Source organism: Amycolatopsis sp. YIM 10, from assembly GCF_009429145.1.
Taxonomy (GTDB): domain Bacteria; phylum Actinomycetota; class Actinomycetes; order Mycobacteriales; family Pseudonocardiaceae; genus Amycolatopsis.
In genome coordinates this window covers 7,070,038-7,092,850 of sequence record NZ_CP045480.1, presented here as the reverse complement: position 1 = coordinate 7,092,850, position 22,813 = coordinate 7,070,038, and the positions used below count along the sequence as shown (strand labels likewise).

Here is a 22,813-nt window from a genome sequence, read left to right as displayed (position 1 = left end):
GTGGAACCTAGATTCCGCAGATCGTCAGAAGTCAACGACACCGCACCGGCGGTGTCAACTCGGCAGCCGGTCCGTCGCCTCGCGTGACCTGGCCGCGATGAACGCGAGCACGGTCATCCCGGCGATGGCGACTCCCGACAGGATCGCCGAGGTGATCCACTCCGTCGGCATCTCGGTCAGCGGTTCGTGGTCCGGGCCGAGGAAGCGGGTGTAACCGGGCATCGCGATCAGCTGGGAGAACAGCGCCACCGCCAGTGCGGCGGCCCAGCCCGCGAGCACCTTGGCGGTGTCCCTGCCGGGCGCGAAGAGCGTGGCCAGCACCGGGATCGCGACGACCGCGAGAGCCTGGACCACCACCGAGGCCACCCACACCCGCGGGCCGAACTCGGCGGCGTACCAGCCCAGCGTGACCACGGCGACCAGCCCGGTCAGCACCCAGCGCCGCCGCAGCGGCCCGCGCACGACGCGGACGGTGGCGATCACGGCGGCGACGGCACCCGGGGTGTAGGCGGCCGAGTGCCCGAGGAACTCCCAGAAGTAGTCGCTGCCGGAGTTGAGCTGTGCCGTGATCAGGAAGGAGACCACTCCGGAGGCCCAGAACGGGGTGGTCCCGGCGAGCAGTGCGGCCCAGGTCCGCTGCGGTCCGCGCAGGCACAGGAGGATCCCGGTGACCAGCATCAGCACGCCCACCACACCGGTGGCCAGCGGCGCGAGGAAGCCGAGCGAGTCCATCGAACTCGACGCGGAGGTGGCCACGCCGATCAGCGAGACGTCGACCCTGAACAGCGCGGACAACGCCAGCCCGGTCATGGAGAAGAAGCCCAGCAGGCAGAAGACCCCGGCGACGATCAGCCACGGATCCTGCGGCGGCCGCGGGTCCGGGAAGTACGGCTGGGGCGGCGGTCCCCACGGCTGGTTCATCGGCGGGGCCATCGGCATCGGTGGTGGCACCGGTGCCGGTGCCTGTGCGGACACCGTGGTCTCGCCGCGGATCGCGGTCAGCCGCGCGCGGATCTGGTCGGGGGACGGCCGGTCCGTCACCGGCTTGGCGAGCATCTCCAGCAGCAGCCGCCCGAACTCGTTCCCGGCGCGGACCGGGACCGGCGGCGGCTCGGCCAGCACGGCGGCGAGCGCGGCACCGCCGGTGTCGCGGCGGAACGGCGAAATCCCCTCCACGGCGAAGAAGAGCGTCACGCCCAGCGCCCACAGGTCCGACGAGGGCGCGGACCGGCCCTGGATCTGCTCGGGGGCCATGTAGGCGGGGGAGCCGACCATGATCCCCGACGCGGTGGACGTCGAATCGCCGTCGAGCCTGGCGATGCCGAAGTCGGCGAGCTTGACCTCACCGTGCGCGGAGACCATGACGTTCCCGGGTTTCACGTCGCGGTGCACGATGCCGAGCTTGTGCGCCGCGACCAGGACGTCCAGCAGGCGCAGCCCGAGTTCGGCCGCCTCCGCCGGCGGCATCGGTCCTTCCTGGACGATCCGGTCCTGGAGCGTTTCCGAGTCGACCAGCTCCATGATGATGAAAACCTGATCGCCGTCTTCGATCGCGTCGTAGACGGTGACCGCGCCGGAGTGGTTGAGCCGCGCGGCCAGCCGGGCCTCGCGCAGCACCGTCGCGCGGGTTTCCGGCTGGGCTTCGAGCGAGGGCGGGAGCGCCACCTCCTTGATCGCGACGAACCGGTCGAGCAGCAGGTCACGGGCCCGCCACACGGTGCCCATCCCGCCACGCCCGAGCATCTCCCGCAGTTCGAACCGATCACCGAGCCGCCGCTGCGTCACCGAACGTCCTCCTGAAGCCTAAGTGGTCACGATCGGGAGACCCGAGCACAATACCGGTACGCGGGTCTCCCGGCCGCACGCCCAGCGAAACCTGGATCCACCGAATACCCCCACCACACTTCCGATCGTCACCACTAAGTGAGCCAGACGCTAGCGAACGAGCGGCGGCACCGTCCGGGTTTTCCTCATTTGCCGGTGGGGAGCCCGAACTTTCGCGCGAACAGGGCGCGGAACGGTCCTTCGGGGACCAGTGCTCGCAGGGCGGGCAGGGTCTTCGCCTGGAGCCCGACCCGGTACCGCGGTGGCAGCCGCCGGGCTTCGACGGCGCGGGTGATCGTGCGGGCGAACGCCGTCGGCGGGCTGCCGTCGCGCTGCGTACTGGCGAACCGCTCGATCACCGGTTCCCTGGCGGACGCGTAGCTGTCGAGTCCGGGTCGCGCGCGCAGGGCGGCGTCGGCCGCGCCGGTGCGCACGCTCGTGCCCTGGATGCATGTCGCGTCCACTCCGAACGGCGCGATCTCGTAGCGCAGCGCGTCGACGTAGCTTTCCAGCGCGGCCTTGCTCGCGGAATACAGGGCGTGGAACGGAATCGCCGCGATGGCCGCGCTGGAACTCATGAAGATCAGCCGTCCGCTCGCTTGGTCGCGCATCGCGGGCAGCACGGCGCGGACGAGCCGGTGAGCGCCGAGGAAGTAGGCGTCCAGTTGCCGCAGCGCCAGTGCCGGGGTGGTCTCCTCCGCCGCGCCCGCGACGTAGCAGCCCGCGCTGTAGACCAGCACGTCGAGCCGCCCGGCGCGGTGCAGCACGTCGTCCACGCTCGCGTGCACCGAGGCGTCGTCGGTCACGTCGAGGATGACCGGCTCCGCGCCGGATGGTGACTCCCGCGACCACGCGCGGCTGCTGCCGAAGACCCGGTGACCGCGCGCGGCCAGGGAAAGCGCTGTCGCGCGTCCGATACCGGAAGACGCGCCCGCGATCAGAACGACGCGGCTGCCACGGTTTCCGCCCATTCGCCCACCCCCGGCCCACGGAGCGAGTCGCAGGATATCCGTCGGGCCCTGCTCGCGTTGGTGGACGGCGTGATTTGATCAACGGGTGCAGATTCCGCCCTTGCCCGTGGCCCAGCGAGTTGTCACCGCGCTCGAAGCCGGTGGGCTGACCGCGGCCGTCGGCGGCTCGGGCCTGCTGGTGGCGCTCGGACTCGCCGACGTGGCCGGGGATTGGGACGTCACGGTGGACGCGGACGCCCGCGAGGTGGCGGCGGCCCTGGAGCGGGCCGGGCTGACCTACCGCGACGACACCATCGGCGGCGAAAACTACTCCACCGACGTCCGCTTCGTGGTCAGCGAGGCGGGCCACGAGGTGGACGTGCTCGTCGGGTTCGCGTTGCGCGGGCCGTCCGGGGAGGTGGAGCGGTTGCCGACGCGGGTCAGCGGGCACTGGCAGGGGCTCCCGCTGGCCGATCCGGAGGTGTGGGCGCGGGCTTACCGCCTGCTCGACCGGCCCGCGAAGGCCGAGATCCTGGAGCGCTGGCTGGCCAGTCGGCGTTAGGCGGGGACCGGATGCAGCGTGCCCCTGGCCGGAAGGGCGGTGCCGACCAGGCGCGAGGCGGTCGACACCGCTTCCGCCACGACCGCCGGGCGGGCACCGGTCCGGTGCAGCAGCGCCGCGGTGCGGAAGAGCGTGAGCAGGTTTTCGGCCAGCACGTCCGGATCCGGCACCCCGGCCTCGGCGGCGAGCCCGGCCATCCGGCTACGGAGAGTGATCTCATGCCGTAGAATGATCCGGCGGCTGAACGGGCCCGCCGTTTCGGTGGGAATCCCGGCGAAAGTGCAGTCGGTCAACCCAGGGTCATCGGTGCAGACGCGCAATGTTTCGAATAGTGCGAGCAGGCGCGCCTGCCGATCATTTCCGGCTTTCGCGATCTCGCGTTCGTAAAGGGCGTGCCAGCGAACCTCGCGTCCTTCCAGGTAGGCGGCGAAGAGCCGGTCGCCGGTCATCGGACTGCCCGCTTCCGCTGCGGCACCGCCATGCCCAGCCGGATCGCGTTCCCGGCGTGGATACCGTAGGCGAAATCCTTCAGGAAGGTGATGATCGTAGTAATCGGCTTGCGCATTTTCCCGGTCCTTCCTCGTGTCGATCCGATGACCCAAGGATGACCGGAAAACGCCCTCGGCAACACGGATGGTGACGACAAGAAGCGCTAAGATCCCGCCACGGTCAATCCGCCGGGTGGGCTCGCCGCTGGAGTCGGGCGACGAGGAGGTTCGGGTTGTCGCCGGACAGGTTGGCACCGTTGGTGACGTAGGCCCGGTTTCCCCGGACGACAACGGCTGTGGTGCCCTGCATGCCATCGTCGGCGTCGAGCAGGGTTTCCCGGGTGCCGTCCGCAGCCACCCGCACGAGTTGGCTGGTCTGGTTGATCGCGGCGAGGATTTCGTTGCCCCGCCCGGTGAAGTCGAAGTCGTCGATGCCTGCCAGCCCGGTGGCGCGGACCTCGGCGCGGCCGGGGCCACCGCCGCCGGTCAGCGGGATCCGGAGGATGGTGCCGCGGTCGGAGTTGCTCGCCCACACGGCGCCATCGTGGAGTTTCAGGCCGTTGGCACCGAAGAAGCCGCTGGGCGCCAGTGCCGGGTCCGCCGACCACACCGAAGCTCCACCGCCGCGCAGCGGGGCCTGCCAGAGGCGCCCGCCGGTGGAGTCGGTGACCAGGAAGCGCTCGCGCTCGGCGTCGATGACCAGTGCGTTCGGCATGGTGTCGGCGGGCAGCGGCACGACCAGCCGCGGCTCACCGGAGCGGTGGAGCTGCCAGATCCCGGTCAGCCCGCCGCGCCCGGACGAGTAGAGGAAGTACCGGGCACCGCTGTCCGACCGGGCGACCCCGGTGACCACCGGGATCCCGACGACCGGCGTGGTGCCGCCACCGTCCGGGGGCAGCGGCATGGTGACGAGCGGTTCGACGGTCCCGTCCGGCGCGACCCGCACCACCTGACGGGCGGGGATCATGCCGACGAGCGCACCGCCGCCGGGCTCCAGCGCGATGCTCTCGGCGGCCTGGCCGGCGGCCCGGTCGAAGCGGGCGAGGGTGCGCACCTCGCCGAGGCGGGTGCCGGGTGACGCGGCGGCCGGCGGGGTCGCGGTGAGCAGCACGGCGACGCCGAGCCCGGCGGCGACTCGCCGCAGTCCGGAAGAAAACACGGTTGTCCTTTCAAGACGCTGACTAGCGCGGCCGGTGCCGGTCGTTTCCCGGTACGGCGAAGCGTTCCTGGCCGAGCACGCCGAGCAGTTCCAGCTGAGAGACCGCGGCACTGCCCGGCGCGGGGGAGTACACGATCAGGCGCTGGTCCTGCCGCGCCGTGGCCAGTACGTCGAAGTCCAGTTCGATGAGCCCGACCGCGGGGTGGAGGATGCGCTTGCGGTCGCTGCGCCGCACCGCGACGTCGTGCTGGGCCCAGAGCCCGTCGAACTCCGCACTCCGCGCGCGCAACGCCCGGACCAGCTCGTTCGCCATGGGATCGGCCGGACGGGCCGCGAGGGTCGCCCGCAGGTCGTCCACCTGCGCCCGGCTTTCGTGCTCGTGGTCCTCGGCGGGATGGCGCCCGCGCAGCTCCGTACCGGTGAACCACCGGTACGTGCAGCTGCGGGCGAGGCCGCGGAAGTGCGTCTGTGGCCCCAAAAGCGCGTCCGCCATCGGGTTCTGGGCGAGCACGACGTTCAGGTCGGAGGCGATCAGGGCGGGCAGGCCGGGCAACCCGTCCAGCAGCCGGAGCAGGCCGCGGCTGACGTGCTCCTCACCGCCGGCGCGCGGCGGAGCGTGGTGACCGGCGAGGCGGAAGAGGTGGTCGCGTTCGTCGATCGTCAACCGCAGCGCGCGGGCCAGCGCGGTGAGCATCGCGACCGACGGCTGGGGGCCGCGTGCCTGTTCCAGCCGGGCGTAGTAGTCCGGTGACATGCCGGCGAGCTGGGCGACCTCGAAGCGGCGCAGCCCCGGCGTCCGGCGCCGTCCCCCGCCCGGAATCCCGACGTTCTCCGGTTGCAGCACCGCACGGCGACGCCGGAGGAAGTCCGCGAGGTCTTTCCGTTCCATGCTCCCAGCATGATCCGCGCGCGGTGGTCCAACCAGGACTCACCGATACCACCTTCACCGGCGGGTGAGGAAGACCACGGGAATCTCGCGCTCGGTCCATGCCTGGTACTTGGCGAAATCGGCGTAGAGATCGACCAGGCGTGGCCAGAGTTCGGCGCGTTCTTCCGCGGACGCGACCCGCGCGCGGACCGGGATCGCCCCCTGCTTCTTGAGGTGCACCCGGGTTTCGGGATCGGCGCGCAGGTTGAAGTACCACTGCGGGTGCTTGGGCAGCCCGCCCTGCGAGGCGACGATCACGAACTCGTCACCGTCGCGCAGGTACAGCAGCGGGGTGACGAACCGCCGCCCGGAGCGCCGTCCGCGGTGTTCCAGCAGCAACGTCGGCACCGGCTTGCGGAATCCCGCGCCCACCCGCCAGGTGCTGCCCACGCGGCCGCCGGTCAGCGTGAACACCCGGACGTGGACCCTCGACATCAGCTTCATGATCTTGGCGACCACGGGTGAATCCATGCCCTTCGGGGTGTCCTCGGGCAAGCTGAACCGTCCCATCGCTGACTCCTCACTGGTGCCGGGTGGAATCCCTGGTTTCGGGCGGGCCCGCGAACACGGCGGTGACCAGGTCGATGAGCTGCTCGACGACGGCCTCGCCGCTCCAGCTGACGTCCTCGCAGTCCAGCAGCCGCCGGGTCCGGCCGAGGTCGCCGAGCACGGTCAGCGTCAGGTTCATCGCCTGCGTCAGCCGGAAGTGCAGGGTCGCGGTGTCCGCGCCGGGGCTCGCTTTCCGCAGTAGCTCGAGGAAAGCGGCGTTGCGCTCGGCGAACGGCCCGGCGATCACGGCCAGCCTGTCATCGCCTTCGGTCAGCAGCCTGCCGACCAGCCGGATCCAGTGCTCGCCACCGGAGCGCCGCACCGCGAGCACCGGCCGCACGTACGCGTGCGCGAGTTCCCGCTGGGTGGGTGCCGCGCCGGTCAGCTTCGTCAGCAGTGAGTCGCGCTCACTGGACACCTGACCGGCGCGGCTACGCAGCACCGCGTCGAGCAGGCCGCGTTTCCCGCCGAAGTGGTAGTGCACCGCGGCCACGTTGGTCTCGGCCGCCTGCATGATGCCGCGCATCGACACGGCGTCGACGCCCTGCTCCGCGAACAGGCGCTCGGCCGCGGCGATGAGCCGCTGCTCCGTGCTGTCGGCTGGCACCAGAGCAGGCTATCAACTGATTCAATCGATTGATAGAGCCAGCGTCAGCGACGGCCGCGGAGGGTCTGGGCTCCGGCGTAGCGGGCTTCGGCGCCGAGTTCCTCTTCGATCCGGATGAGCTGGTTGTACTTGGCGGTGCGGTCGGAGCGCGAGAGCGACCCGGTCTTGATCTGGCCGCAGTTGGTGGCCACGGCGAGATCGGCGATGGTGGTGTCCTCGGTTTCGCCGGAACGGTGGGACATCACCACGGAGTACCCGGCCTTGTGCGCGGTTTCCACCGTGGTCAGGGTTTCGGTGAGGGTGCCGATCTGGTTGACCTTGACCAGGATCGAGTTCCCGATGCCGCGCTCGATGCCGTCTTCGAGCAGCTTCACGTTGGTGCAGAACACATCGTCGCCGACGAGCTGGACGCGGTCGCCGATGGTGTCGGTGAGGTCCTTCCAGCCGGTGAAGTCGTCCTGGGCCACACCGTCCTCAATGGACACGATGGGGTAGCGGGCGGTGAGGTCGGCGAGGTAGGCCACGTGCTCCTCGACGCTGCGCTTGCGGCCCTCGCCGGTGTAGTCGTAGACCTCGCCGGTGTAGAACTCCGACGCGGCCGGGTCCAGCAGCAGCGCGATGTCCTCGCCGGGCGTGTAGCCGGACTGCTCGATCGCGCGCAGCACGAACTCCAGCGCTTCGTCGGCCGAGTCGATGTTCGGCGCGAAGCCGCCCTCGTCGCCGACGTTGGTGCCGTGCCCGGCTTCGTGCAGCGACTTGCGCAGGGTGTGGAACACCTCCGAGCCCATCCGGACGGCCTCGGCGAAGGTCTCCGCGCCGAGCGGGCCGATCATGAACTCCTGGAAGTCGATCGGGTTGTCCGCGTGCGCGCCGCCGTTGATGATGTTCATCATCGGCATCGGCAGCAGGTGCGCGAACACCCCGCCGACGTACCGGTACAGCGGCAGCCCGCTGGCGTTCGCGGCGGCCTTGGCCACCGCGAGCGAGGCGCCGAGCGTGGCGTTGGCACCGATCCTGGCCTTGTTCGCGGTGCCGTCCAGCGTGATCAGCGCGCGGTCGACCTCGGCCTGCGCCTCGGCGTCGAGTCCGACGAGTGCTTCGGCGATCTCGGTGTTGACCGCTTCGATCGCCTTGCGCACGCCCTTGCCGTGGAACCGGGACTTGTCCCCGTCCCGGAGTTCGACGGCTTCCTTGGTGCCGGTGGAGGCGCCCGAGGGAACCATGGCCCGGCCGAGCGAACCGTCCGCGAGTTCGACGTCGACTTCGACCGTCGGATTGCCGCGGCTGTCGAGAACTTCACGGCCCCTGACGCGAGCGATAGCGGTCATGTCACTCCTCGGTAAGTTTGGGCGCGGAACTCATCGGGAGGCTAGCAGAGGATCACTGAATCGATCCCGTACGTGGCGGCTTCCCGCTCACGCGTCCGGGAAGCCGACGCCGGTCAGTTCCTCGGAGATCTTCCAGATCCGGCGCGCGTCGCCGGTGCTGAGCAGGCGCGGATAAAGCTTCTGCTCAGCAGGCGGGCCGGAGAGGTGGCGGAAGCCGCTGGGGCCGTAGAGGCGGCCGCCTCCGGCACCGGGTGAGGTCGCGGCGTGGAGCGCGGGCAGCAGCGCCGACTCCACCTTGCCGAACAGGATGCCGCGCGCGGACAGGGCGCGGATGAACCGCACCAGCGTGGTGTCGCGGCCGCGGCCGACCTCCGGGCGCGCGGCCAGCAGGTTCGTCGGCGTCACCCCGGGATGGGAGAGATTGCTCGTGATGCCCCACCCGCCGTCCCGGCCGCGGCGGTCGAGTTCGAGGCCGAACAGGCCGAACGCGATCTTCGACTGGCTGTAGGCCCGGTTGCCGTTGTACCCGCGTTCCCACTGGAGGTCGCCCAGTTGATCGCGTGCCGGCCGGCCGCGACGCTGATCTGCGAGGTGATCCGGGCCCGGCCGGCGCGCAGGAGCGGGAGCAGTCGGCCCACCAGGGCGAAGTGCCCGAGGTGGTTGGTGCCGAACTGCAGCTCGAAACCGTCCTTTGTGGTCTGCCGCTCGGGTGGCGTCATCACCCCGGCGTTGTTCACCAGCAGGTGGATCGGCCGTCCCTCCTCGGTGAGCCGGTCGGCCAGCGCGGCGACGGACGCCAGTGAGGACAGGTCGAGGTCGCGCAGGGAGACCTCGGCCCCGGGGTGCTCCCGGCGGATCTTCGCGAGCGCGGCCTCGCCCTTGCGCGGGTTGCGGACCGGCATGACAACCTCCGCGCCCGCGCCGGCGAGCCGGGCCGCCAGTGCGAGGCCGACGCCGTCACTCGCGCCGGTGACCACTGCGAGCTTGCCCGTGAGGTCGGGAACCGGGATGTCCGGCGTGGTCATGGGTGCTTCCTCCGGCCCGGGGCGGCCGGGGGCGGGTGCGCGCCCGGTGCCCGCCGAGGCCGAAATCCTTCGACGGGGGATGGAGGCGTTCGCCGAACTCGGCTACGACCGGACTTCGGCGAGGGAACTGGCGAGACGGCTCGGCGTCAGCCACAACTTCATCAACGACCGCTACGGGTCCAAGGCCAGTTTCTGGCGGGCGGTGGTGGATTCGGCGCTCGAAGGCGACCAGTGGGAACGGGAGCGGTTGCTCGAAGCCGAACTGGACGACGCCGCGCGGGTTCGCGCATTGATCGCCCACTTCTACCAGGCCGCCGTCGAAGCGCCGCTGCTCGGCCGCCTGCTGGCCGACGAGTTCGGCCGCGAGTCCGAGCGGCTGGACTACCTGTACGAGAAGTACGTGGCGCCGACGCTGTGGCCGCTGGTCCCGGCCGTCGAACGGCTCATGGCGGCGGGCCGCACGCCCACCGTGCCGGTGGACGTGCTCTTCTTCGCGGTGATCAGCCCGGTGGCCGGCCTGGTGCAGCTGCCGCTCGCCCAGCGCCTCGGCCGGGCGCGGCCGGGCACCAGGGAAAGCCGGGAACGCACCGCGCGGGAGCTCGCGGACCTGATCAGCGACGGGCTGCTCGGGCGCGCTTAGTGCCTAGGACCGGACGTGGCTTTTCCGGCGCATGCCCAGGAAACCGACCGTCGCGGTGACCACCATGGTGACCAGGTGCAGGACCACGCTGGCCCAGTTGAGGTTCAGCCGGTCGCCGGTGCCGGTGATCATCACCAGAACGCTGTAGGCGCTGACCCCGGCCAGCCAGACGGCGGCGGCGAGGGAGAAGATCGTCGCTCCCCGGTCGCCGCGGGCCGCGATCAGGGCGAGCACGCCGATGCCGATGCGCATGATGTTGAGCAGCGGGCCGACGCTGAAGATCCACAGGGTGTACTGGGGCTGGTGGCTGGTGAACGGGCCGCCCCCGGTCGAGCCGAAGTTGCCCGGCACGAAGATGCCGAGCACTCCCAGCGCGAGATAGGCGATGCCGACTAGCAACACGACCAGCCGGAGGGCGAATCCGTGACGTTCGGGCATGGCAGAGCACTCCATTCCGGTCGACTCCGGCCGGTTACCCGGCCGGATCGCGGGTAAACGGGCCGCGGGGTGGTTCAGCGGGGCCACTCCGGGGGTACCCGTTGCCCCGTCGGCGCAGGAGCTGCGGTCGGAGCGTGAACGATGTTCGGTACGACAGTGCGGGCACCGCTGAAGTGGAGCGCGGTGTTCCGGTGGCCAGGGGCCGCGGCCGGCCCGGAAGCCGATCGGCTGGCCGAACTGGTCTGCCGGGTCACCGTGGGCATCGGCCTGACCAGGCGGGACTCGGTCCGGATCTGCCGCCAGTTGCGCCGCGAGGGCCTTCTGCCGCGTTCGCCCCAGCTGTCCCGCAGTGAGCGCGACGACGTGGTGGCGGCGTTGCGCGTGGCACTCGAGTCGCGTGTGGACAGTGCGGTGCTGGAGCAGGCGGTGGTCGACGCGGTGCTGCTCGACGAGTACCACACGCTGCCCGGTGGCCAGCGCGATGTGCTGCGCGCGGTGCTCTGGCAGGGGCGGACGGTCGAGGAACTCGCCGGTGAACTGGGCGTGTCCATGCTGGAGGTGCACACCCGGCTGCGCGACGGGCTCCGCACGCTCACCACGCTGCCGCACCATTCGCACCAGTGCGTCAATCGGGATGCAGTGGCGGGGTCGGATGGCCACCACCACCGTGCAGTCCGGCGAGCAGCTCACCGACCGCTTCCCAGGCGGTGACGTTCGGCGTCCAGCCGAGCTGGTCCCGCGCGCGCCCGGTGTCCATCAGCGGCAACCGGGTCACGGTGTCGAACAGGCCGGGGTCGACGGGCACGGCGCGGGCGTGCCAGGCTCCCGCGAGCCCGATTCGTGCCACCGCCCTCGGCACCCGGACCGTGCGTTTGCCCAAGGTGGACGCCAGGCCCCGGCTGTCGAGCGGGGGTTCGGCCGCCAGGTTGAACGCGCCTCGCACGGGACGCAGCAGCGCGCGGCACACCGCGTCGGCGACGTCGTCGGCGTGGATCACCTGCACCCGCAGGCCGGGGACGTCCGGCACGAAGGGCAGCCATTCCGGGCGGACGAGCCATCCCCGCACCAGCGGGCCGCCGAAGATGCGCCGCTGCTCGGGAGCCGCGCGCCGCTGGAACACGAACGCGGGCCGCAGCCGGACCACGCGGAGCGACGGGTTCTCCCGCTCGAAGGCGTCCAGATAGCGCTCCAGGTAAGCCTTCTCCCTCGGATAAGCGGCACCGGGCCAGCCGTGGGTCGGCCAGCTTTCGTCGACGCGGTCCTCCACCGGACCGGGCGCGTAGGTGCCCACCGACGAGGCGTAGATCAGGGTCGCCCCCGCCCGCGCCGCGGCTTCGAACACCCGGAGGGAACCGAGCACGTTGGCCGCCCAGGTCTGCTCCGGATGCCGCGTGGGCTGGAACTGCCAAGCCAGGTGCACCACCGCGTCGGCACCGGTGAAGTCCAGTTCGTCGGTCTCCACGTCGATTTCGGCGTACTCGGTCTTCTCGGGCCGCCACGCCGGGCGCCGGCGGGCCAGTCCGGTCACCGAACGGACAGCGGGCTCCTTCGCCAGCGCTTCCAGCACGGCCACACCGAGGTTTCCGGTGGCACCGGTGACGACTACGTGGGACATGTCCCTGCTGTACCCGGCCACCGCCCCGGCAAACGAGAACCGGCGGGCCCGAGCCGCCTGCGTGGCTCGGGCCCGCCGGGAAGCCTGCTGGCTCAGGTCAGTTTTTTCTTGGCCTGCTTGGCTTTTCCCTTGGCCGTACCGGCCGCGTTCTTGACCGCGGAATAGGTTCCGTAGAGGGCCGGGTCCGGTTTCGGCGCGGTACCGGGACCGCCCAGCGGTTCCGGATCCATCAGGTACTCGATCGCGTTCTCGCCCTGGCTCCAGCCACCGGACGCGCCGTCGGGGCCGTCGGAGAGGTGCCAGATGGTGTTGTTGTGGGTCTGGTCCTCTTCGTCGAACAACGCGTTGGGCGCGTACGGTGTCTCTTCCAGGCCGTCCGCCTCCAACTCCTCGATCGCGGCCAGCCACTGCTTCTGGTGCACGGTGTCGCGGGCGAGGTTGAACTTGAGCATCTCCTTCACCCCGGGGTCGTCGGTCATGTTGTACAACCGCGCGGTCTGCAAGCGGCCCTGTGCCTCGGCCGCCGCGTTCGCCCGGAAATCGGCCAGCAGGTTCCCGCTGGCCACGATGTAGGACCCCATCCACGGCACGCCCTGTGCGTTGTTGGGCAGCGCGCCGCCACCGGCCACGATGGCCTGCTGCGGGTCCATGCCGCCGAGCACCGCGGCCATCACCGGGTCCTTCGCCGCTTCGGCGGTCGCCGTCGCCGGCGCGCCTTCGAGCAGCCGCGCCACCATGGTCGCGAGCATCTCCACGTGCCCGATCTCCTCGGTGGCGGTGTCCATGATCAGGTCCTTGTACTTGCCCTCCATGCGGCAGTTCCAGCCCTGGAACAGATACTGCATGGTCACCGTCATCTCACCGTACGCGCCGCCGATGAGTTCCTGCAGTTTTCTGGCATAGACCGGATCGGGCCTTTCCGGTTTCGCTTCGCACTGCAGCAGTTTTGTATGCCGGAACACCGTGAACAACCTCCTGGGAATCGGGCGTGATGCTCACCCGGGCTTCCCACGGTTCACCGGTCCATGCGGATTCGGGCTCGGAGAATGTATTCCCGGTTCCCGATTGGTCCGGGTGGCCGCGTGTGAACCGCTCCGGCCGGGGAATCTCCGCATGGGTCAGCGAAAACCCTCGGAAGGAGTTCCCATGTCCCGCCCCCACCAGCCGCCGGATACCCCCGCCGTGACGCGGCGTACCCCGGTCCAGCTGGTCTCGATGATCTACGGCGTGGTGTTCCTGCTGGTCGGTGCCCTTGGCTTCGTGCCAGGCGTGACCACCGGGTTCGACACGCTCACCTTCGCCGGGCACGAGTCGGCGGCACTGCTGCTCGGCGTGTTCGCCGTGTCCGTCCTGCACAACCTGGTGCACCTGCTGTTCGGCGCGGCCGGGCTGGTGCTGGCGCGCACCCCGTCCGGGGCCCGCGGTTTCCTGCTCGGCGGTGGTGTGGTCTATCTGGTGCTGTGGCTCTACGGCCTGTTCATCGACCACGGCTCCTCGGCCAACTTCGTGCCGGTCAACGCCGCGGACAACTGGCTGCACCTCGGCCTGGCCGTGACCATGATCGCCTTCGGCCTGGCACTCGGCCGCGGCCTCCGTCGCGCCTGACGCGCGCCGGGGTACCGGCTGGCGCCCGGCCGTCCGGGGGAGGACCGTGGGGTGATGAGCACCCCGGACTGGCGGGAAGAACCGGCGCACCTGCTCGTCGAGCGGGTGCGCCGCCGGGCGGCGCTGAACGAGGCCGTCGGCATCATGCGGGTGTGGCGCGACTGCGGGCGGCAGGAAGCCAGGGACGGACTCGAAGCCGAGCACGGCGCCGGGGGACAGCAGGTGGAAGCCCGCCGGATGATCGCGGTGGTCAACGGCGACGCGCGGGGCAGGGCCGATCCCGACGCCGACTGGGACCGACCCGCTACCGGGCCGGTGCGGTCAGTTCGTCCACGCGGGCGGCTGGGCGGACGGGGATCACTCCGCGGGCGAGTCGAAGCGGAGTTGCCGGTTGAGCACGGCCTGCGCGACTTCGGTGAGCGGAAGGTGCTGGCTGAACGCGTGCGCGCGCAGCCGCAGCAGTGCGTCTTGCAGGCTGATCTGGAGCTGGGCCGCCAGCATCCCGGTGGCGATGTTCACCTCGTCGTAGAACCCCGGCGTGTCCTCCTTGGCCCACGACGCGGTGGTCTCCGTGCCCCGGCTGTCGGCCACCAGCGCGGTGGTGGTCATCTCCGCCAGTATCGCGGCGTCGCCCAGGTCCGATGCGGTGAGCGCGCCGGGCCGGCGGCGGTACAGGGTGAGCGTGCCCATCCGGATTGCCCCGGCCTGCAAGGGAAACGCGAACACCGCGCCCACACCGTTGGCCGCGATTTCCTCGGCGAAACCGGGCCACCGGGTGGCCGCCGCGCCCAGGTCGCCGGTCAGCACCGGTTCCCCCGCTTCGAACGCGGCGATACCCGGGCCCTCGCCGACGGTGTACTGCAGTTCCTCCAGCGATTCCGCCCACGTGCCACTGGCCGCGATGAGATCCTGCGACAACGCGTTCGTGCGCACGGTGACCGCCGCGGCGTCCACTTCGAGCTGCTCGACGGCCACCGCGCAGACCACCCCGACCCAGCCCGAGGTCTTGGTGCGGGTGGCGGAGCGCTCGGCGACCAGCCGCCACAACCGATCATGGCGTTGCCCGTCCACCGCTCGCCACCTCCACTTGGCCATCGCAGCCGGTAGCCTCGACCCGTCCATCTTCGCGCACGGCTCGCTGCTCCGCCGCCCACTCGCTGTGAATGAACCGGCTCCGGCCGGGTACACCGCCCGTGTGACAGTGACTGTGCCTTCGACCGCGACGCCTGCCCATCTCGGGGCGGCGCTGCCTGCCGCACGCGGTCCGATTTCGGCCGCGGTGGTGGACGTGCTGGGGGAGCGGCGGGACAAGGCGGTGCTGCGGCAGCTCGATCCCGGCCCCTCCGACGCCTTCGGTGAAGATGTGCAGGTGGCCCTCCACGTCTGCTACGAGCTGCACTACCGCGGTTTCCGCGAGGTCGCCGCGGAGTGGGAATGGGAACCGGAACTGCTGCGGCTGCGCGCGGTGCTGGAGCGGGACTTCGTTTCCGCGCTGCGGCGGGAGGTCGCCGGTGGTGACGACGTGACGGCGGAGCTGGACGCGTTGCTGGTCGAACCGGTACCCGGCCGTGGATTGAGCCATTTCCTGTGCGACGAGGCCGAGTGGTGGCAGGTGCGGGAGTTCTTCGCGCACCGCTCGATCTACCACCTCAAGGAAGCCGATCCGCACGCCTGGGTCATTCCGCGGTTGTCCGGGCGGCCCAAGGCGGCGCTGGTCGCGGTGGAGTTCGACGAGTTCGGCGGCGGGCACCCCGACCGGGTGCACGCCCAGCTGTACGCGGACCTCCTCGGCGCCGCCGGACTGTCGCCGGACTACCTGCACTACCTGGAAAGCACCCCGGCGTGCATGCTGGCGGTGGTCAACCTGATGTCGCTGTTCGGCCTGCACCGGCGGTGGCGTGGCGCGCTGGTGGGGCACTTCACCGCCGCTGAGATCACCACCGGGCCCAGCGCGCAGCGGCTGGACGACGCGCTCGCCCGCCTCGGCGCGGCACCGGAGTGCCGCCGGTTCTACACCGAGCACATCGAGGCGGATGCCGTGCACGAGCAGGTGATGCGCCACGAGGTGGTCGGCGGACTGCTGGCGCAGGAGCCGGAGCTGGCCGGTGACATCGTGTTCGGCATCCAGGCCACGGAACTGCTCGAGGGGCGCTTCGCCGAGCACGTGCTGGGACGGTGGGCGGCGGGGCTGTCCTCCTTGCGCTCACGCTGAATCCCGCCGGACCCGCTTGCGATGACTGGTGTCGCACAACGGATATCGCTTGCTGCGCCGGCACGCGCAGACCGCGACCAGGAACCGGTCGCAGTGCTGCGTGGTGCCGTCCGGCAGCACCAGTTCGACCGGTCCCTCGACCAGTACCGGCCCGCAGGGCTCGACGATGACCCGGCGACGGTCTTCAGACGCGTTCGGCACGGATCACCACCAGGTCCTCGTGACGACGGCCGGTCCGGATCAGTCCGGTGCGTTCCAGGAACGCCGCGCGCGCGTGCATGACCGGGCCGAAGGGGTTCCGGTGGCGGGTGACCTCTTCGGCGCTCAGGCCCGCCGAGCGCAGCAGTTCCAGAGTCGCGGGCACACCGGACACATCGGACTGCACCAGGAGCAGCGTGCCCGACGGCCGAAGCAATCGCGGGGCGAGCGCGCACAACGGGTCGAGCAGCGCCCTGCCGTCGGCTCCCGCGTCCCAGCACCGCGCGCGCCCGGCCGGGGCGGCGGTGGCGGCGGGTACGTAGGGTGGGTTGGCCAGCACCAGGTCGAAGGCGCCGGTGAAGTCCACAAAGGACCGCCGACGCACGGCGACCGGCAGGCCCAGGCGGAAGGCGTTGAGCCGGGCCGAAAGCACCGCCCGGCGGGAGACGTCGATCGCGGTGACGTCGTGATCGCCCAGTCGCGCGGCGGTGAGCGCCAGCGCGCCGGTGCCGGTGCAGACGTCCAGGATCCGGGCCCCGGCGGGTAGTCGCGTCCGGTGGAGGACCGAAGCGAGGAGCCGGGTGTCGGCCTGCGGCTGGTAGACCCCCGGAAGCCGGGCCAAGCGGGTGGTGGTGGCCATGAGTAGCTCATACCCACCGGTTTCCGGTCAAACCATTCGTGTCCGCGAGAAACCACCGGCCGGACCGGTCCAGTTCGGAGTGTCGGGTGGTCAGCAATTCGGACGGCCGCACCGGTTTCACGTTGAGCCGCTGGGAACCGCGGCGCAGCACGCACCGGCCTGGTCAGGCGGACAGGGCGGACGACCCGGCGAACCACCGGATGGTGCGGGCGAGCCCTTCGGCGGGGTCGATCGCCGGCTTCCAGCCGAGTTCCGCCTCGGCGAGGCCGATGTCCGGGCACCGCCGCCGAGGATCGTCCTCCGCCGCGTCGATGTGCCGGACGGTCGACCGGGTACCGGTCAGGCGCCGGATTTCCTCGGCGATCTCCAGCACGGTCAGTTCGTGCGGATTGCCGATGTTGACCGGCCCGGGATGACCGCTCGCGGCGAGGGCCAGCAAGCCGGTCACCGTGTCGTCGACGTAGCAGATCGACCGCGTCTGCTCGCCCGTGCCCGCCACCGTCAGCGGTTTCCCGCGCAGCGCCTGCCCGGCGAAGGCGGGGATCATCCGGCCGTCGTCGGGCCGCATGCGGGGGCCGTAGGTGTTGAAGATGCGGGCGATGGTGGTGTCCGCGTGCCATTCGCGCCGGGCGGCCGCGGTGTACGCCTCGGCGTAGCGCTTCGCTTCGTCGTACACGCTGCGCGGGCCGATCGGGTTGACGTTGCCCCAGTAGTCCTCCCGCTGGGGGTGGCGGCCGGGATCGCCGTAGACCTCACTGGTCGAGGCGAGCAGGAACCGGGCGTTGTGGCGGCGGGCCAGGTCGAGCGCCCACGCCGTGCCCGCCGAACCCGCGGCCAGCGTTTCGAAGGGCAGGCGGAGGTAGTCGCGGGGCGAGGCGGGGCACGCCAGGTGGAGCACCAGGTCGACTTCGCCCGGCGGGGCGGGCGGCCAGGTGGTCACGTCCGCCTCCACCAAGGTGAACCCCGGTGTCTCCAGGAGTTCCCAGAGGTTCTCGCGCGCGCCGGTGGCGAAGTTGTCCACGCAGACCACCTGCGTGCCCAGCGACAGCAGGCGTTCGCACAGGTGCGAGCCGACGAAGCCGGCGCCGCCGGTCACCACCGCCCTGGTGAAGTTCCAGTCCATGGGTCGGGGTGTACCCGGCGAGCGGCGGGGTATGCGGAGGCCATGCGCGTATTGCTCACCGGCTGGCCCAGCTTCGTCGACGGTGAGGCGACCGCTGGTGACGTGCTGAGCCTCCGCTCGGTCCGCGCCGCGCTGGACGCCGCCGGGATCGACAGCGACACCGCGTGGAGTCCGGAGTTCCGCCCCGGCGCGCTCCGGCTGGAGGAGGCGGACCCGGCGCGGTACTCCGACGTGGTCTTTGTCTGCGGACCGGCGCACGGGACGCAGGTGCGGTGGCTGCACGAATGGTTCCCGGACTGCCGTCGCACCGCCGCCGGGGTGACGGTGATCGATCCGGCGGATCCCGCGGTGACCGGCTTCCACCGGGTCATCCCCCGCGACGAGCCAGGGTCCGCGCGCCCGGACCTGGCGTGGCACGCGGATACCGAGCGCACACCGGTGATCGGCGTGGCGCTGGCGCCGGGGCAGCGCGAGTACGGCGGGCAGCGGCGGCACGAGGAGGTGCACGCGGCACTGGAGGCGTGGCTGAACACGCTCGACTGCGCCTGCCTGCCGGTGGACACCCGCCTCGACACCAAGGACTGGCGCAACTGCGCGACCCCCGACCAGTTCGCTTCGCTGGTGAGCCGGCTGGACGCGCTGGTGACCACCCGGCTGCACGGACTGGTCTTCGGCCTGCGCGCCGGGGTCCCGGTGCTGGCGGTCGATCCGGTCGCCGGCGGCGGCAAGGTGTCCGCCCAGGCCCGCGCACTGGGCTGGCCCGCTGTGGTGGGGGCCGAGGCCGCGGTCGAGCCGGGTGCGCTGGACCGCTGGTGGTCGTGGTGCCTGTCCGGGCGCGGGCGGGCCGCGGCCGACCGCCGCCCGCCGGAGTCCGCCGTGCTGGGCGAACTCGTCAGCGGGCTCCGGGGCGGCCGGTGAAGACGACCGTGGTGATCGCGACCCGGAACCGGGCCGGCGAACTGGCGCGCACCCTGCGGGAACTGGCCGGGCTGCGGCCGCGTCCGCCGATCATCGTGGTGGACAACGCGTCCACCGACGACACCGCCGAGGTGGTGCGCGCCGCGGGCCCCGAGGTGCGCTTGCTCACCCTGCCGCGCAATCTGGGCGCGGCGGCGCGGAATCTCGGCGTGACGGCCGCACGCACCCCTTATGTCGCCTTCAGCGACGACGATTCGTGGTGGGCGCCGGACGCGCTGGCCAAGGCGGAGTCGCTGTTCGACCGGCACCCCCGGCTCGGGCTGATCGCCGGGAAAACCTTGGTGGGGCCGGAAAACCGGCCCGATCCGGTGGTGGAGCTGATGGCACGCAGTCCGCTGGGCCGGGAGCCGGGCAGTCCAGGACCCGCGGTACTGGGTTTCCTGGCGTGTTCGGCGATGGTCCGCGTCCGGGCCTATTCGGACTGCGGCGGCTTCGACCCGCTGCTGCACTTCGGTGCGGAGGAGAAGCTGCTGTCCTACGACCTCGCCGCACGCGGCTGGCAGCTCTGCTACGTCGAGGAAATCGTGGCGCACCACCATCCCTCGCCTTCGCGGATGCCCGCCGCACGCCGGCGAAGGCTGGAGGCACGCAACAACCTGCTGATCACCTGGCTGCGCCGCGCGCCGAAGAACTGCCTGGCCGCAACGGTTTCCGCCCCGCCGCGAGCGGTGGCCGGGGCGGCCCGGCGGCTGCCGAAGGTGCTCCGCCGGCGGCAGCGGCTGCCGCGTGCGGTGGAAGCCCGCGTGCGACTGCTGGAAGGAAAGCGATGAGGACAACCGTTGTGGTCATCACCCGCGACCGGTGCGCGGAACTGCTGCGGACCCTGGCGCACATGTCCGCGCTGCCCGACGCGGCGCCGATCGTGGTGGTGGACAACGGTTCCACCGACGGAACCGCGGACGCGGTCCGCGAGCGCTTTCCCGGGGTCGAGCTGATCCGCGCCGGGCGCAACCTCGGCGCGCTGGGCCGGAACATCGCGGTGAGCCGGATCAGCACACCGTACGTGGCCTTCTGCGACGACGACACCCGCTGGCAACCCGGTGCGCTGACCAGGGCGGCCGATCTGCTCGACGCCCATCCCGGCCTGGCCTCGGTGACCGGCCGGTGCCTGGTCGAACCGGGGCTCACCGAGGACCCGATCACCCCGGAACTGCGGTGGTCACCGGTGCGCGGTCCGGACTGGCTGCCCGGCCCGGCGCTGCTCGGCGTGATGGCCGGGCTGTCGATGTTCCGGGTGAGCGCGTTCGAAGGGGTCGGCGGGTTCTCCCGGCGGATGTGGTTCGGCGGTGAGGAGGAACTGCTCGCACTCGACCTCGCCGCGGTGGGCTGGTGGATGTGCTGGGCCGAGGACGTGGTGGTGCACCACGCGCCGTCGAAGGCACGGGACCCGCGCCGGCGTAGGCAACTGGGGATCCGCAACACGTTGTGGACGCTGTGGTTGCGCCGCCCCGTGCGCAGCGCGTGGCGGCGCACGCGGACCGTGCTCGGTTCGGCCCCGCGTGACCGGTACACCGTCGCCGCCGTCGCCGAAGCCCTCCGCGGCCTGCCGTGGGTCCTCCGGTCCCGGCGTGTGGTCCCGGCGACGGTCGAGGCGGGTTTGCTCGAGCTGGAAGCGTCGCAACGCGACTCGACGGCCCGGCGTTACGTGGGTTGAGCCGACACGGAAAGCAATTGGTCATCCCGTGTTTAGGCCAGGCGGGGCCGTCAACTCCTTCGCCATGAAAGTGTTCGCCTGGCATGTTCACGGTTCGTGGATGGACGCGTTCGTCCGGGGTCCGCACACCTATGTCCTGCCGACGCTGCCCGAAGGCGGGCCGTGGGGACTCGGCCGCGCCGGCCGCCCGTGGCCGGACAACGTGGTCGAAGCGGGCGAAGCGGAACTCGCGGACACCGACGTGGACGTGGTCGTGCTCCAACGGCCGGAGGAGGTCGAGCGCGCCGAGCGGTTGCTCGGCCGCCGTCCCGGCCGGGACGTGCCCGCGGTGTTCGTCGAGCACAACACCCCGCTGGGGAACGTGCCGGACACCCGCCACCCGCTGGCGGACCAGGCCGGGATCCCGATCGTCCACGTCACCCACTTCAACCAGCTGATCTGGGATTCCGGCCAGGCGCCGGTCGTGGTCATCCCGCACGGCGTGCCCGATCCCGGCGAGCAGTACACCGGGTCGGTGGACCGCGCGGCGGTGGTGATCAACGAACCCGTGCGCCGGGGCAGGCGAACCGGGACCGACCTGCTGCCCGCGTTCTGCCGGGCCGCGCCGGTCGACCTGTTCGGCATGGGACTGGCCGGGATCAACGAGCACACCGGGGTGGACGGCGAGCGGTTGCGGCCGATCGGTGACCTGCCGCTCGCCGAGCTGCACCGGGAGCTGGCGGCCCGGCGCCTCTACCTGCACACCGCGCGGTGGACCTCGCTGGGCCTGTCCCTGCTCGAGGCCATGCACCTTGGCATGCCGGTGGTCGCGCTGGCGACCACCGAAGCCGCGGTGACGGTGCCGAGGGAGGCGGGCTTTGTCGCCACCGACGTCGGCGCGCTGACCACGGCGATCCGGCAGCTGATCGCCGATCCCGGGCTGGCTCGCTCAGCCGGGAAGGCCGCGCGGGAGCACGCGCTGGCCCACCACGGGCTCGAAGCGTTCCTGCGGAACTGGGACACGCTGTTCGGCCGCTTGACGGCATGAGGATTTCGCAGGAGGTAGCTGATGAAGATCGCGATGGTCTCGGAGCACGCCAACCCGCTGGCGGCACTGGGCGGGGTGGACGCGGGCGGGCAGAACCTGCACGTGGCCGAGCTTTCGGCCGCGCTGGTCAGGGCGGGACATCGCGTGGTGGTGCACACCCGGCGGGACGACCCGGACCAGCCCGGCGAAGTGCTCACCCCGGCCGGTTTCACCGTGCGGCACGTGACGGCGGGCCCGGCCCGGCCGGTGCCGAAGGACGAACTGCTGCCGCACATGAACGAGTTCGCGTTGCGGCTGGAGCAGGACTGGCTGGTCGAGCCGCCGGACGTGGTCCACGCGCACTTCTGGATGTCGGGGCTGGCTTCGGTGCTCGCGGCGAAATCCGCCGGGGTACCGGTGGTCCAGACCTTCCACGCGCTCGGTGTGGTGAAGCGACGGCACCAGGGCGACGCGGACACCAGCCCGCCGGACCGCATCCGGATCGAGCGCATGGTGGGCAAGCACGTGGCGCGGATCGCGGCGACCTGTTCGGACGAGGTGTTCGAGCTGATCCGCATGGGGGTTCCCCGCTCGGCGATTTCGGTGGTGCCGTGCGGGGTGGACCTGAGCCGGTTCACCCCGACCGGGCCCGCCGAGGAGAAGGGCGCGCGGCGACGCCTGGTGGCGGTGGGCAGGCTGGTGCCGCGCAAGGGTTTCTCCACCGCGATCGCGGCGTTGCGCGGCGTGCCGGACACCGAGCTGGTGATCGCCGGCGGTGAGGACGGCCGGGACCGCGAGGCGGCGCGGCTGCGCTGGTTCGCCAAGCGGACGGGCGTGGCGGACCGGGTGCACCTGCGGGGCGCGGTTTCCCGCGAGGACATGCCCGCGCTGCTGCGCTCGGCCGACCTGGCGGTCTGCACGCCGTGGTACGAACCGTTCGGGATCGTGCCGCTGGAGGCGATGGCCTGCGGCGTGCCGGTGGTGGCCGCGGCGGTCGGCGGGCTGACCGACACCGTGGTCGACGGGGTCACCGGCGCGCTGGTGCCACCGCGGCAACCGGGCCCGCTGGCGGCGAAACTGCGGGAACTGCTGGCCGACCCGACCCTGCTCGGCGGTTATTCCGCGGCGGCGGTGGATCGGGCCGGTGCCAGGTATTCCTGGGACCGCGTCGCCGCGGACACGAGCCGCGTTTATTCGAACGTGCTTTCTGCCACGGTGCCGACGCCGATGGCCGCCGGTTCGGGCCGCTGAAATGTTTCGAGTCGACTGCAGCGGGTAGCGGTA

The 22,813-nt window shown here is 71.4% G+C and carries 27 protein-coding genes; 10 read left to right on the top strand and 17 right to left on the bottom strand.

Annotated elements, in window-relative coordinates; all coding sequences use genetic code 11:
• Positions 1-54: 54 nt before the first annotated feature.
• Positions 55-1,785, bottom strand: a complete 1,731-nt coding sequence (locus tag YIM_RS33400) for a serine/threonine-protein kinase (protein WP_153034103.1) — start codon at positions 1,783-1,785, stop codon at positions 55-57.
• A gap of 185 nt (positions 1,786-1,970) precedes the next feature.
• Positions 1,971-2,795 (bottom strand): SDR family oxidoreductase, encoded by an 825-nt coding sequence (locus tag YIM_RS33395; RefSeq protein WP_153034102.1) that lies wholly within the window; start codon positions 2,793-2,795, stop codon positions 1,971-1,973.
• Between the two features lie 85 nt (positions 2,796-2,880).
• Between YIM_RS33395 and YIM_RS33390 the strand changes: the two genes are divergently transcribed.
• The gene (locus tag YIM_RS33390) at positions 2,881-3,336 is read left to right on the top strand and encodes a hypothetical protein (protein WP_153034101.1); all 456 of its coding nucleotides are present in this window, start codon (positions 2,881-2,883) and stop codon (positions 3,334-3,336) included.
• Here the strand turns inward: YIM_RS33390 and YIM_RS33385 are convergent.
• From YIM_RS33385 to YIM_RS33355, 8 genes are all read right to left on the bottom strand, one after another.
• On the bottom strand, positions 3,333-3,785 hold the full coding sequence (locus YIM_RS33385; protein WP_153034100.1) for a hypothetical protein: 453 nt from the start codon (positions 3,783-3,785) through the stop codon (positions 3,333-3,335). The two genes, YIM_RS33390 and YIM_RS33385, sit on opposite strands and share 4 nt — an antisense overlap.
• Positions 3,786-4,005: 220 nt before the next feature.
• Complete coding sequence (locus YIM_RS33380; protein ID WP_153034099.1) at positions 4,006-4,983, bottom strand: hypothetical protein; 978 nt, start codon at positions 4,981-4,983, stop codon at positions 4,006-4,008.
• A 22-nt stretch (positions 4,984-5,005) separates the two neighbouring features.
• Positions 5,006-5,872, bottom strand: a complete 867-nt coding sequence (locus YIM_RS33375) for a helix-turn-helix transcriptional regulator (RefSeq protein WP_153034098.1) — start codon at positions 5,870-5,872, stop codon at positions 5,006-5,008.
• Between the two features lie 54 nt (positions 5,873-5,926).
• Positions 5,927-6,421, bottom strand: coding sequence for a nitroreductase family deazaflavin-dependent oxidoreductase (locus tag YIM_RS33370; RefSeq protein WP_153034097.1), 495 nt, complete (start codon positions 6,419-6,421; stop codon positions 5,927-5,929).
• A 10-nt stretch (positions 6,422-6,431) separates the two neighbouring features.
• On the bottom strand, positions 6,432-7,067 hold the full coding sequence (locus YIM_RS33365) for a TetR/AcrR family transcriptional regulator (protein WP_228004169.1): 636 nt from the start codon (positions 7,065-7,067) through the stop codon (positions 6,432-6,434).
• Between the two features lie 44 nt (positions 7,068-7,111).
• Positions 7,112-8,395: a phosphopyruvate hydratase gene (gene eno / locus YIM_RS33360; protein WP_153034095.1), complete on the bottom strand. Its 1,284-nt coding sequence runs from the start codon at positions 8,393-8,395 to the stop codon at positions 7,112-7,114.
• A gap of 87 nt (positions 8,396-8,482) precedes the next feature.
• Entirely contained in the window at positions 8,483-8,800 is a 318-nt protein-coding gene (locus YIM_RS49410; RefSeq protein ID WP_228004168.1) for a hypothetical protein, read from the bottom strand.
• The gene (locus tag YIM_RS33355) at positions 8,797-9,420 is read right to left on the bottom strand and encodes an SDR family oxidoreductase (protein WP_228004167.1); all 624 of its coding nucleotides are present in this window, start codon (positions 9,418-9,420) and stop codon (positions 8,797-8,799) included. Before YIM_RS33355 ends, YIM_RS49410 begins: the two co-directional genes overlap by 4 nt.
• Here YIM_RS33355 and YIM_RS33350 point away from each other — a divergent pair.
• A complete protein-coding gene (locus tag YIM_RS33350; protein WP_228004166.1) occupies positions 9,404-10,060 on the top strand; it encodes a TetR/AcrR family transcriptional regulator in 657 nt (218 codons plus the stop codon). The two genes, YIM_RS33355 and YIM_RS33350, sit on opposite strands and share 17 nt — an antisense overlap.
• A gap of 3 nt (positions 10,061-10,063) precedes the next feature.
• On the opposite strand, the gene YIM_RS33345 is transcribed toward YIM_RS33350, so the two are convergent.
• Positions 10,064-10,498, bottom strand: coding sequence for a DUF4383 domain-containing protein (locus tag YIM_RS33345; protein ID WP_194239842.1), 435 nt, complete (start codon positions 10,496-10,498; stop codon positions 10,064-10,066).
• Positions 10,499-10,639: 141 nt separating this feature from the next.
• On the opposite strand from YIM_RS33345, the gene YIM_RS33340 reads away from it, so the two are divergent.
• Positions 10,640-11,209 (top strand): sigma factor-like helix-turn-helix DNA-binding protein, encoded by a 570-nt coding sequence (locus tag YIM_RS33340; protein ID WP_153034093.1) that lies wholly within the window; start codon positions 10,640-10,642, stop codon positions 11,207-11,209.
• Here the strand turns inward: YIM_RS33340 and YIM_RS33335 are convergent.
• A complete protein-coding gene (locus YIM_RS33335; RefSeq protein WP_153034092.1) occupies positions 11,124-12,113 on the bottom strand; it encodes an NAD-dependent epimerase/dehydratase family protein in 990 nt (329 codons plus the stop codon). The genes YIM_RS33340 and YIM_RS33335 overlap by 86 nt on opposite strands.
• A gap of 92 nt (positions 12,114-12,205) precedes the next feature.
• Entirely contained in the window at positions 12,206-13,075 is an 870-nt protein-coding gene (locus YIM_RS33330; RefSeq protein WP_153034091.1) for a manganese catalase family protein, read from the bottom strand.
• Positions 13,076-13,259: 184 nt separating this feature from the next.
• On the opposite strand from YIM_RS33330, the gene YIM_RS33325 reads away from it, so the two are divergent.
• Positions 13,260-13,718, top strand: coding sequence for a DUF4383 domain-containing protein (locus tag YIM_RS33325; protein WP_153034090.1), 459 nt, complete (start codon positions 13,260-13,262; stop codon positions 13,716-13,718).
• Positions 13,719-14,075: 357 nt separating this feature from the next.
• Here YIM_RS33325 and YIM_RS33320 read toward each other — a convergent pair whose 3' ends face one another.
• Complete coding sequence (locus YIM_RS33320; protein WP_228004165.1) at positions 14,076-14,789, bottom strand: GAF and ANTAR domain-containing protein; 714 nt, start codon at positions 14,787-14,789, stop codon at positions 14,076-14,078.
• A gap of 124 nt (positions 14,790-14,913) precedes the next feature.
• Here YIM_RS33320 and YIM_RS33315 point away from each other — a divergent pair, with 124 nt between their 5' ends.
• On the top strand, positions 14,914-15,930 hold the full coding sequence (locus YIM_RS33315) for an iron-containing redox enzyme family protein (protein ID WP_228004164.1): 1,017 nt from the start codon (positions 14,914-14,916) through the stop codon (positions 15,928-15,930).
• On the opposite strand, the gene YIM_RS33310 is transcribed toward YIM_RS33315, so the two are convergent.
• The 3 genes from YIM_RS33310 to YIM_RS33300 all read right to left on the bottom strand — a co-directional run bounded on the left by YIM_RS33310 (position 15,922) and on the right by YIM_RS33300 (position 17,891).
• Positions 15,922-16,131 (bottom strand): CDGSH iron-sulfur domain-containing protein, encoded by a 210-nt coding sequence (locus YIM_RS33310; RefSeq protein ID WP_153034088.1) that lies wholly within the window; start codon positions 16,129-16,131, stop codon positions 15,922-15,924. The genes YIM_RS33315 and YIM_RS33310 overlap by 9 nt on opposite strands.
• Positions 16,115-16,768 carry a methyltransferase gene (locus YIM_RS33305; protein WP_153034087.1) on the bottom strand — a complete coding sequence of 218 codons (654 nt, stop codon included), beginning with the start codon at positions 16,766-16,768 and terminating at the stop codon, positions 16,115-16,117. The genes YIM_RS33310 and YIM_RS33305 overlap by 17 nt, the downstream gene beginning before the upstream one ends.
• Positions 16,769-16,931: 163 nt before the next feature.
• Positions 16,932-17,891 (bottom strand): NAD-dependent epimerase/dehydratase family protein, encoded by a 960-nt coding sequence (locus YIM_RS33300; RefSeq protein WP_153034086.1) that lies wholly within the window; start codon positions 17,889-17,891, stop codon positions 16,932-16,934.
• A 42-nt stretch (positions 17,892-17,933) separates the two neighbouring features.
• Here YIM_RS33300 and YIM_RS33295 point away from each other — a divergent pair, with 42 nt between their 5' ends.
• The 5 genes from YIM_RS33295 (at position 17,934) to YIM_RS33275 (ending at position 22,780) form a co-directional block, all read left to right on the top strand.
• Positions 17,934-18,809: a polysaccharide pyruvyl transferase family protein gene (locus YIM_RS33295; RefSeq protein ID WP_153034085.1), complete on the top strand. Its 876-nt coding sequence runs from the start codon at positions 17,934-17,936 to the stop codon at positions 18,807-18,809.
• Entirely contained in the window at positions 18,806-19,639 is an 834-nt protein-coding gene (locus YIM_RS33290; RefSeq protein WP_153034084.1) for a glycosyltransferase family 2 protein, read from the top strand. The genes YIM_RS33295 and YIM_RS33290 overlap by 4 nt, the downstream gene beginning before the upstream one ends.
• Complete coding sequence (locus YIM_RS33285) at positions 19,636-20,523, top strand: glycosyltransferase family 2 protein (RefSeq protein ID WP_153034083.1); 888 nt, start codon at positions 19,636-19,638, stop codon at positions 20,521-20,523. Before YIM_RS33290 ends, YIM_RS33285 begins: the two co-directional genes overlap by 4 nt.
• 64 nt (positions 20,524-20,587) lie before the next feature.
• Positions 20,588-21,550: a glycosyltransferase gene (locus tag YIM_RS33280; protein WP_153034082.1), complete on the top strand. Its 963-nt coding sequence runs from the start codon at positions 20,588-20,590 to the stop codon at positions 21,548-21,550.
• 21 nt (positions 21,551-21,571) lie between these two features.
• Entirely contained in the window at positions 21,572-22,780 is a 1,209-nt protein-coding gene (locus tag YIM_RS33275) for a glycosyltransferase (RefSeq protein WP_153034081.1), read from the top strand.
• Positions 22,781-22,813: the final 33 nt, after the last annotated feature.

Bases quoted from the DNA above. Each gene is read 5' to 3' on its own strand.
- YIM_RS33375 (WP_153034098.1), bottom strand. From the start codon at position 5,872: ATGGAACGGAAAGACCTCGCGGACTTCCTCCGGCGTCGCCGTGCGGTG.
- eno (WP_153034095.1), bottom strand. From the start codon at position 8,395: ATGACCGCTATCGCTCGCGTCAGGGGCCGTGAAGTTCTCGACAGCCGC.
- YIM_RS33280 (WP_153034082.1), top strand. From the start codon at position 20,588: ATGAAAGTGTTCGCCTGGCATGTTCACGGTTCGTGGATGGACGCGTTC.
- YIM_RS33300 (WP_153034086.1), bottom strand. From the start codon at position 17,891: ATGGACTGGAACTTCACCAGGGCGGTGGTGACCGGCGGCGCCGGCTTC.
- YIM_RS33345 (WP_194239842.1), bottom strand. From the start codon at position 10,498: ATGCCCGAACGTCACGGATTCGCCCTCCGGCTGGTCGTGTTGCTAGTC.
- YIM_RS33355 (WP_228004167.1), bottom strand. From the start codon at position 9,420: ATGACCACGCCGGACATCCCGGTTCCCGACCTCACGGGCAAGCTCGCA.
- YIM_RS33395 (WP_153034102.1), bottom strand. From the start codon at position 2,795: ATGGGCGGAAACCGTGGCAGCCGCGTCGTTCTGATCGCGGGCGCGTCT.
- YIM_RS33325 (WP_153034090.1), top strand. From the start codon at position 13,260: ATGTCCCGCCCCCACCAGCCGCCGGATACCCCCGCCGTGACGCGGCGT.
- YIM_RS33350 (WP_228004166.1), top strand. From the start codon at position 9,404: ATGTCCGGCGTGGTCATGGGTGCTTCCTCCGGCCCGGGGCGGCCGGGG.
- YIM_RS33370 (WP_153034097.1), bottom strand. From the start codon at position 6,421: ATGGGACGGTTCAGCTTGCCCGAGGACACCCCGAAGGGCATGGATTCA.
- YIM_RS33285 (WP_153034083.1), top strand. From the start codon at position 19,636: ATGAGGACAACCGTTGTGGTCATCACCCGCGACCGGTGCGCGGAACTG.
- YIM_RS33275 (WP_153034081.1), top strand. From the start codon at position 21,572: ATGAAGATCGCGATGGTCTCGGAGCACGCCAACCCGCTGGCGGCACTG.
- YIM_RS33305 (WP_153034087.1), bottom strand. From the start codon at position 16,768: ATGGCCACCACCACCCGCTTGGCCCGGCTTCCGGGGGTCTACCAGCCG.
- YIM_RS33295 (WP_153034085.1), top strand. From the start codon at position 17,934: ATGCGCGTATTGCTCACCGGCTGGCCCAGCTTCGTCGACGGTGAGGCG.
- YIM_RS33335 (WP_153034092.1), bottom strand. From the start codon at position 12,113: ATGTCCCACGTAGTCGTCACCGGTGCCACCGGAAACCTCGGTGTGGCC.
- YIM_RS33385 (WP_153034100.1), bottom strand. From the start codon at position 3,785: ATGACCGGCGACCGGCTCTTCGCCGCCTACCTGGAAGGACGCGAGGTT.
- YIM_RS33340 (WP_153034093.1), top strand. From the start codon at position 10,640: ATGTTCGGTACGACAGTGCGGGCACCGCTGAAGTGGAGCGCGGTGTTC.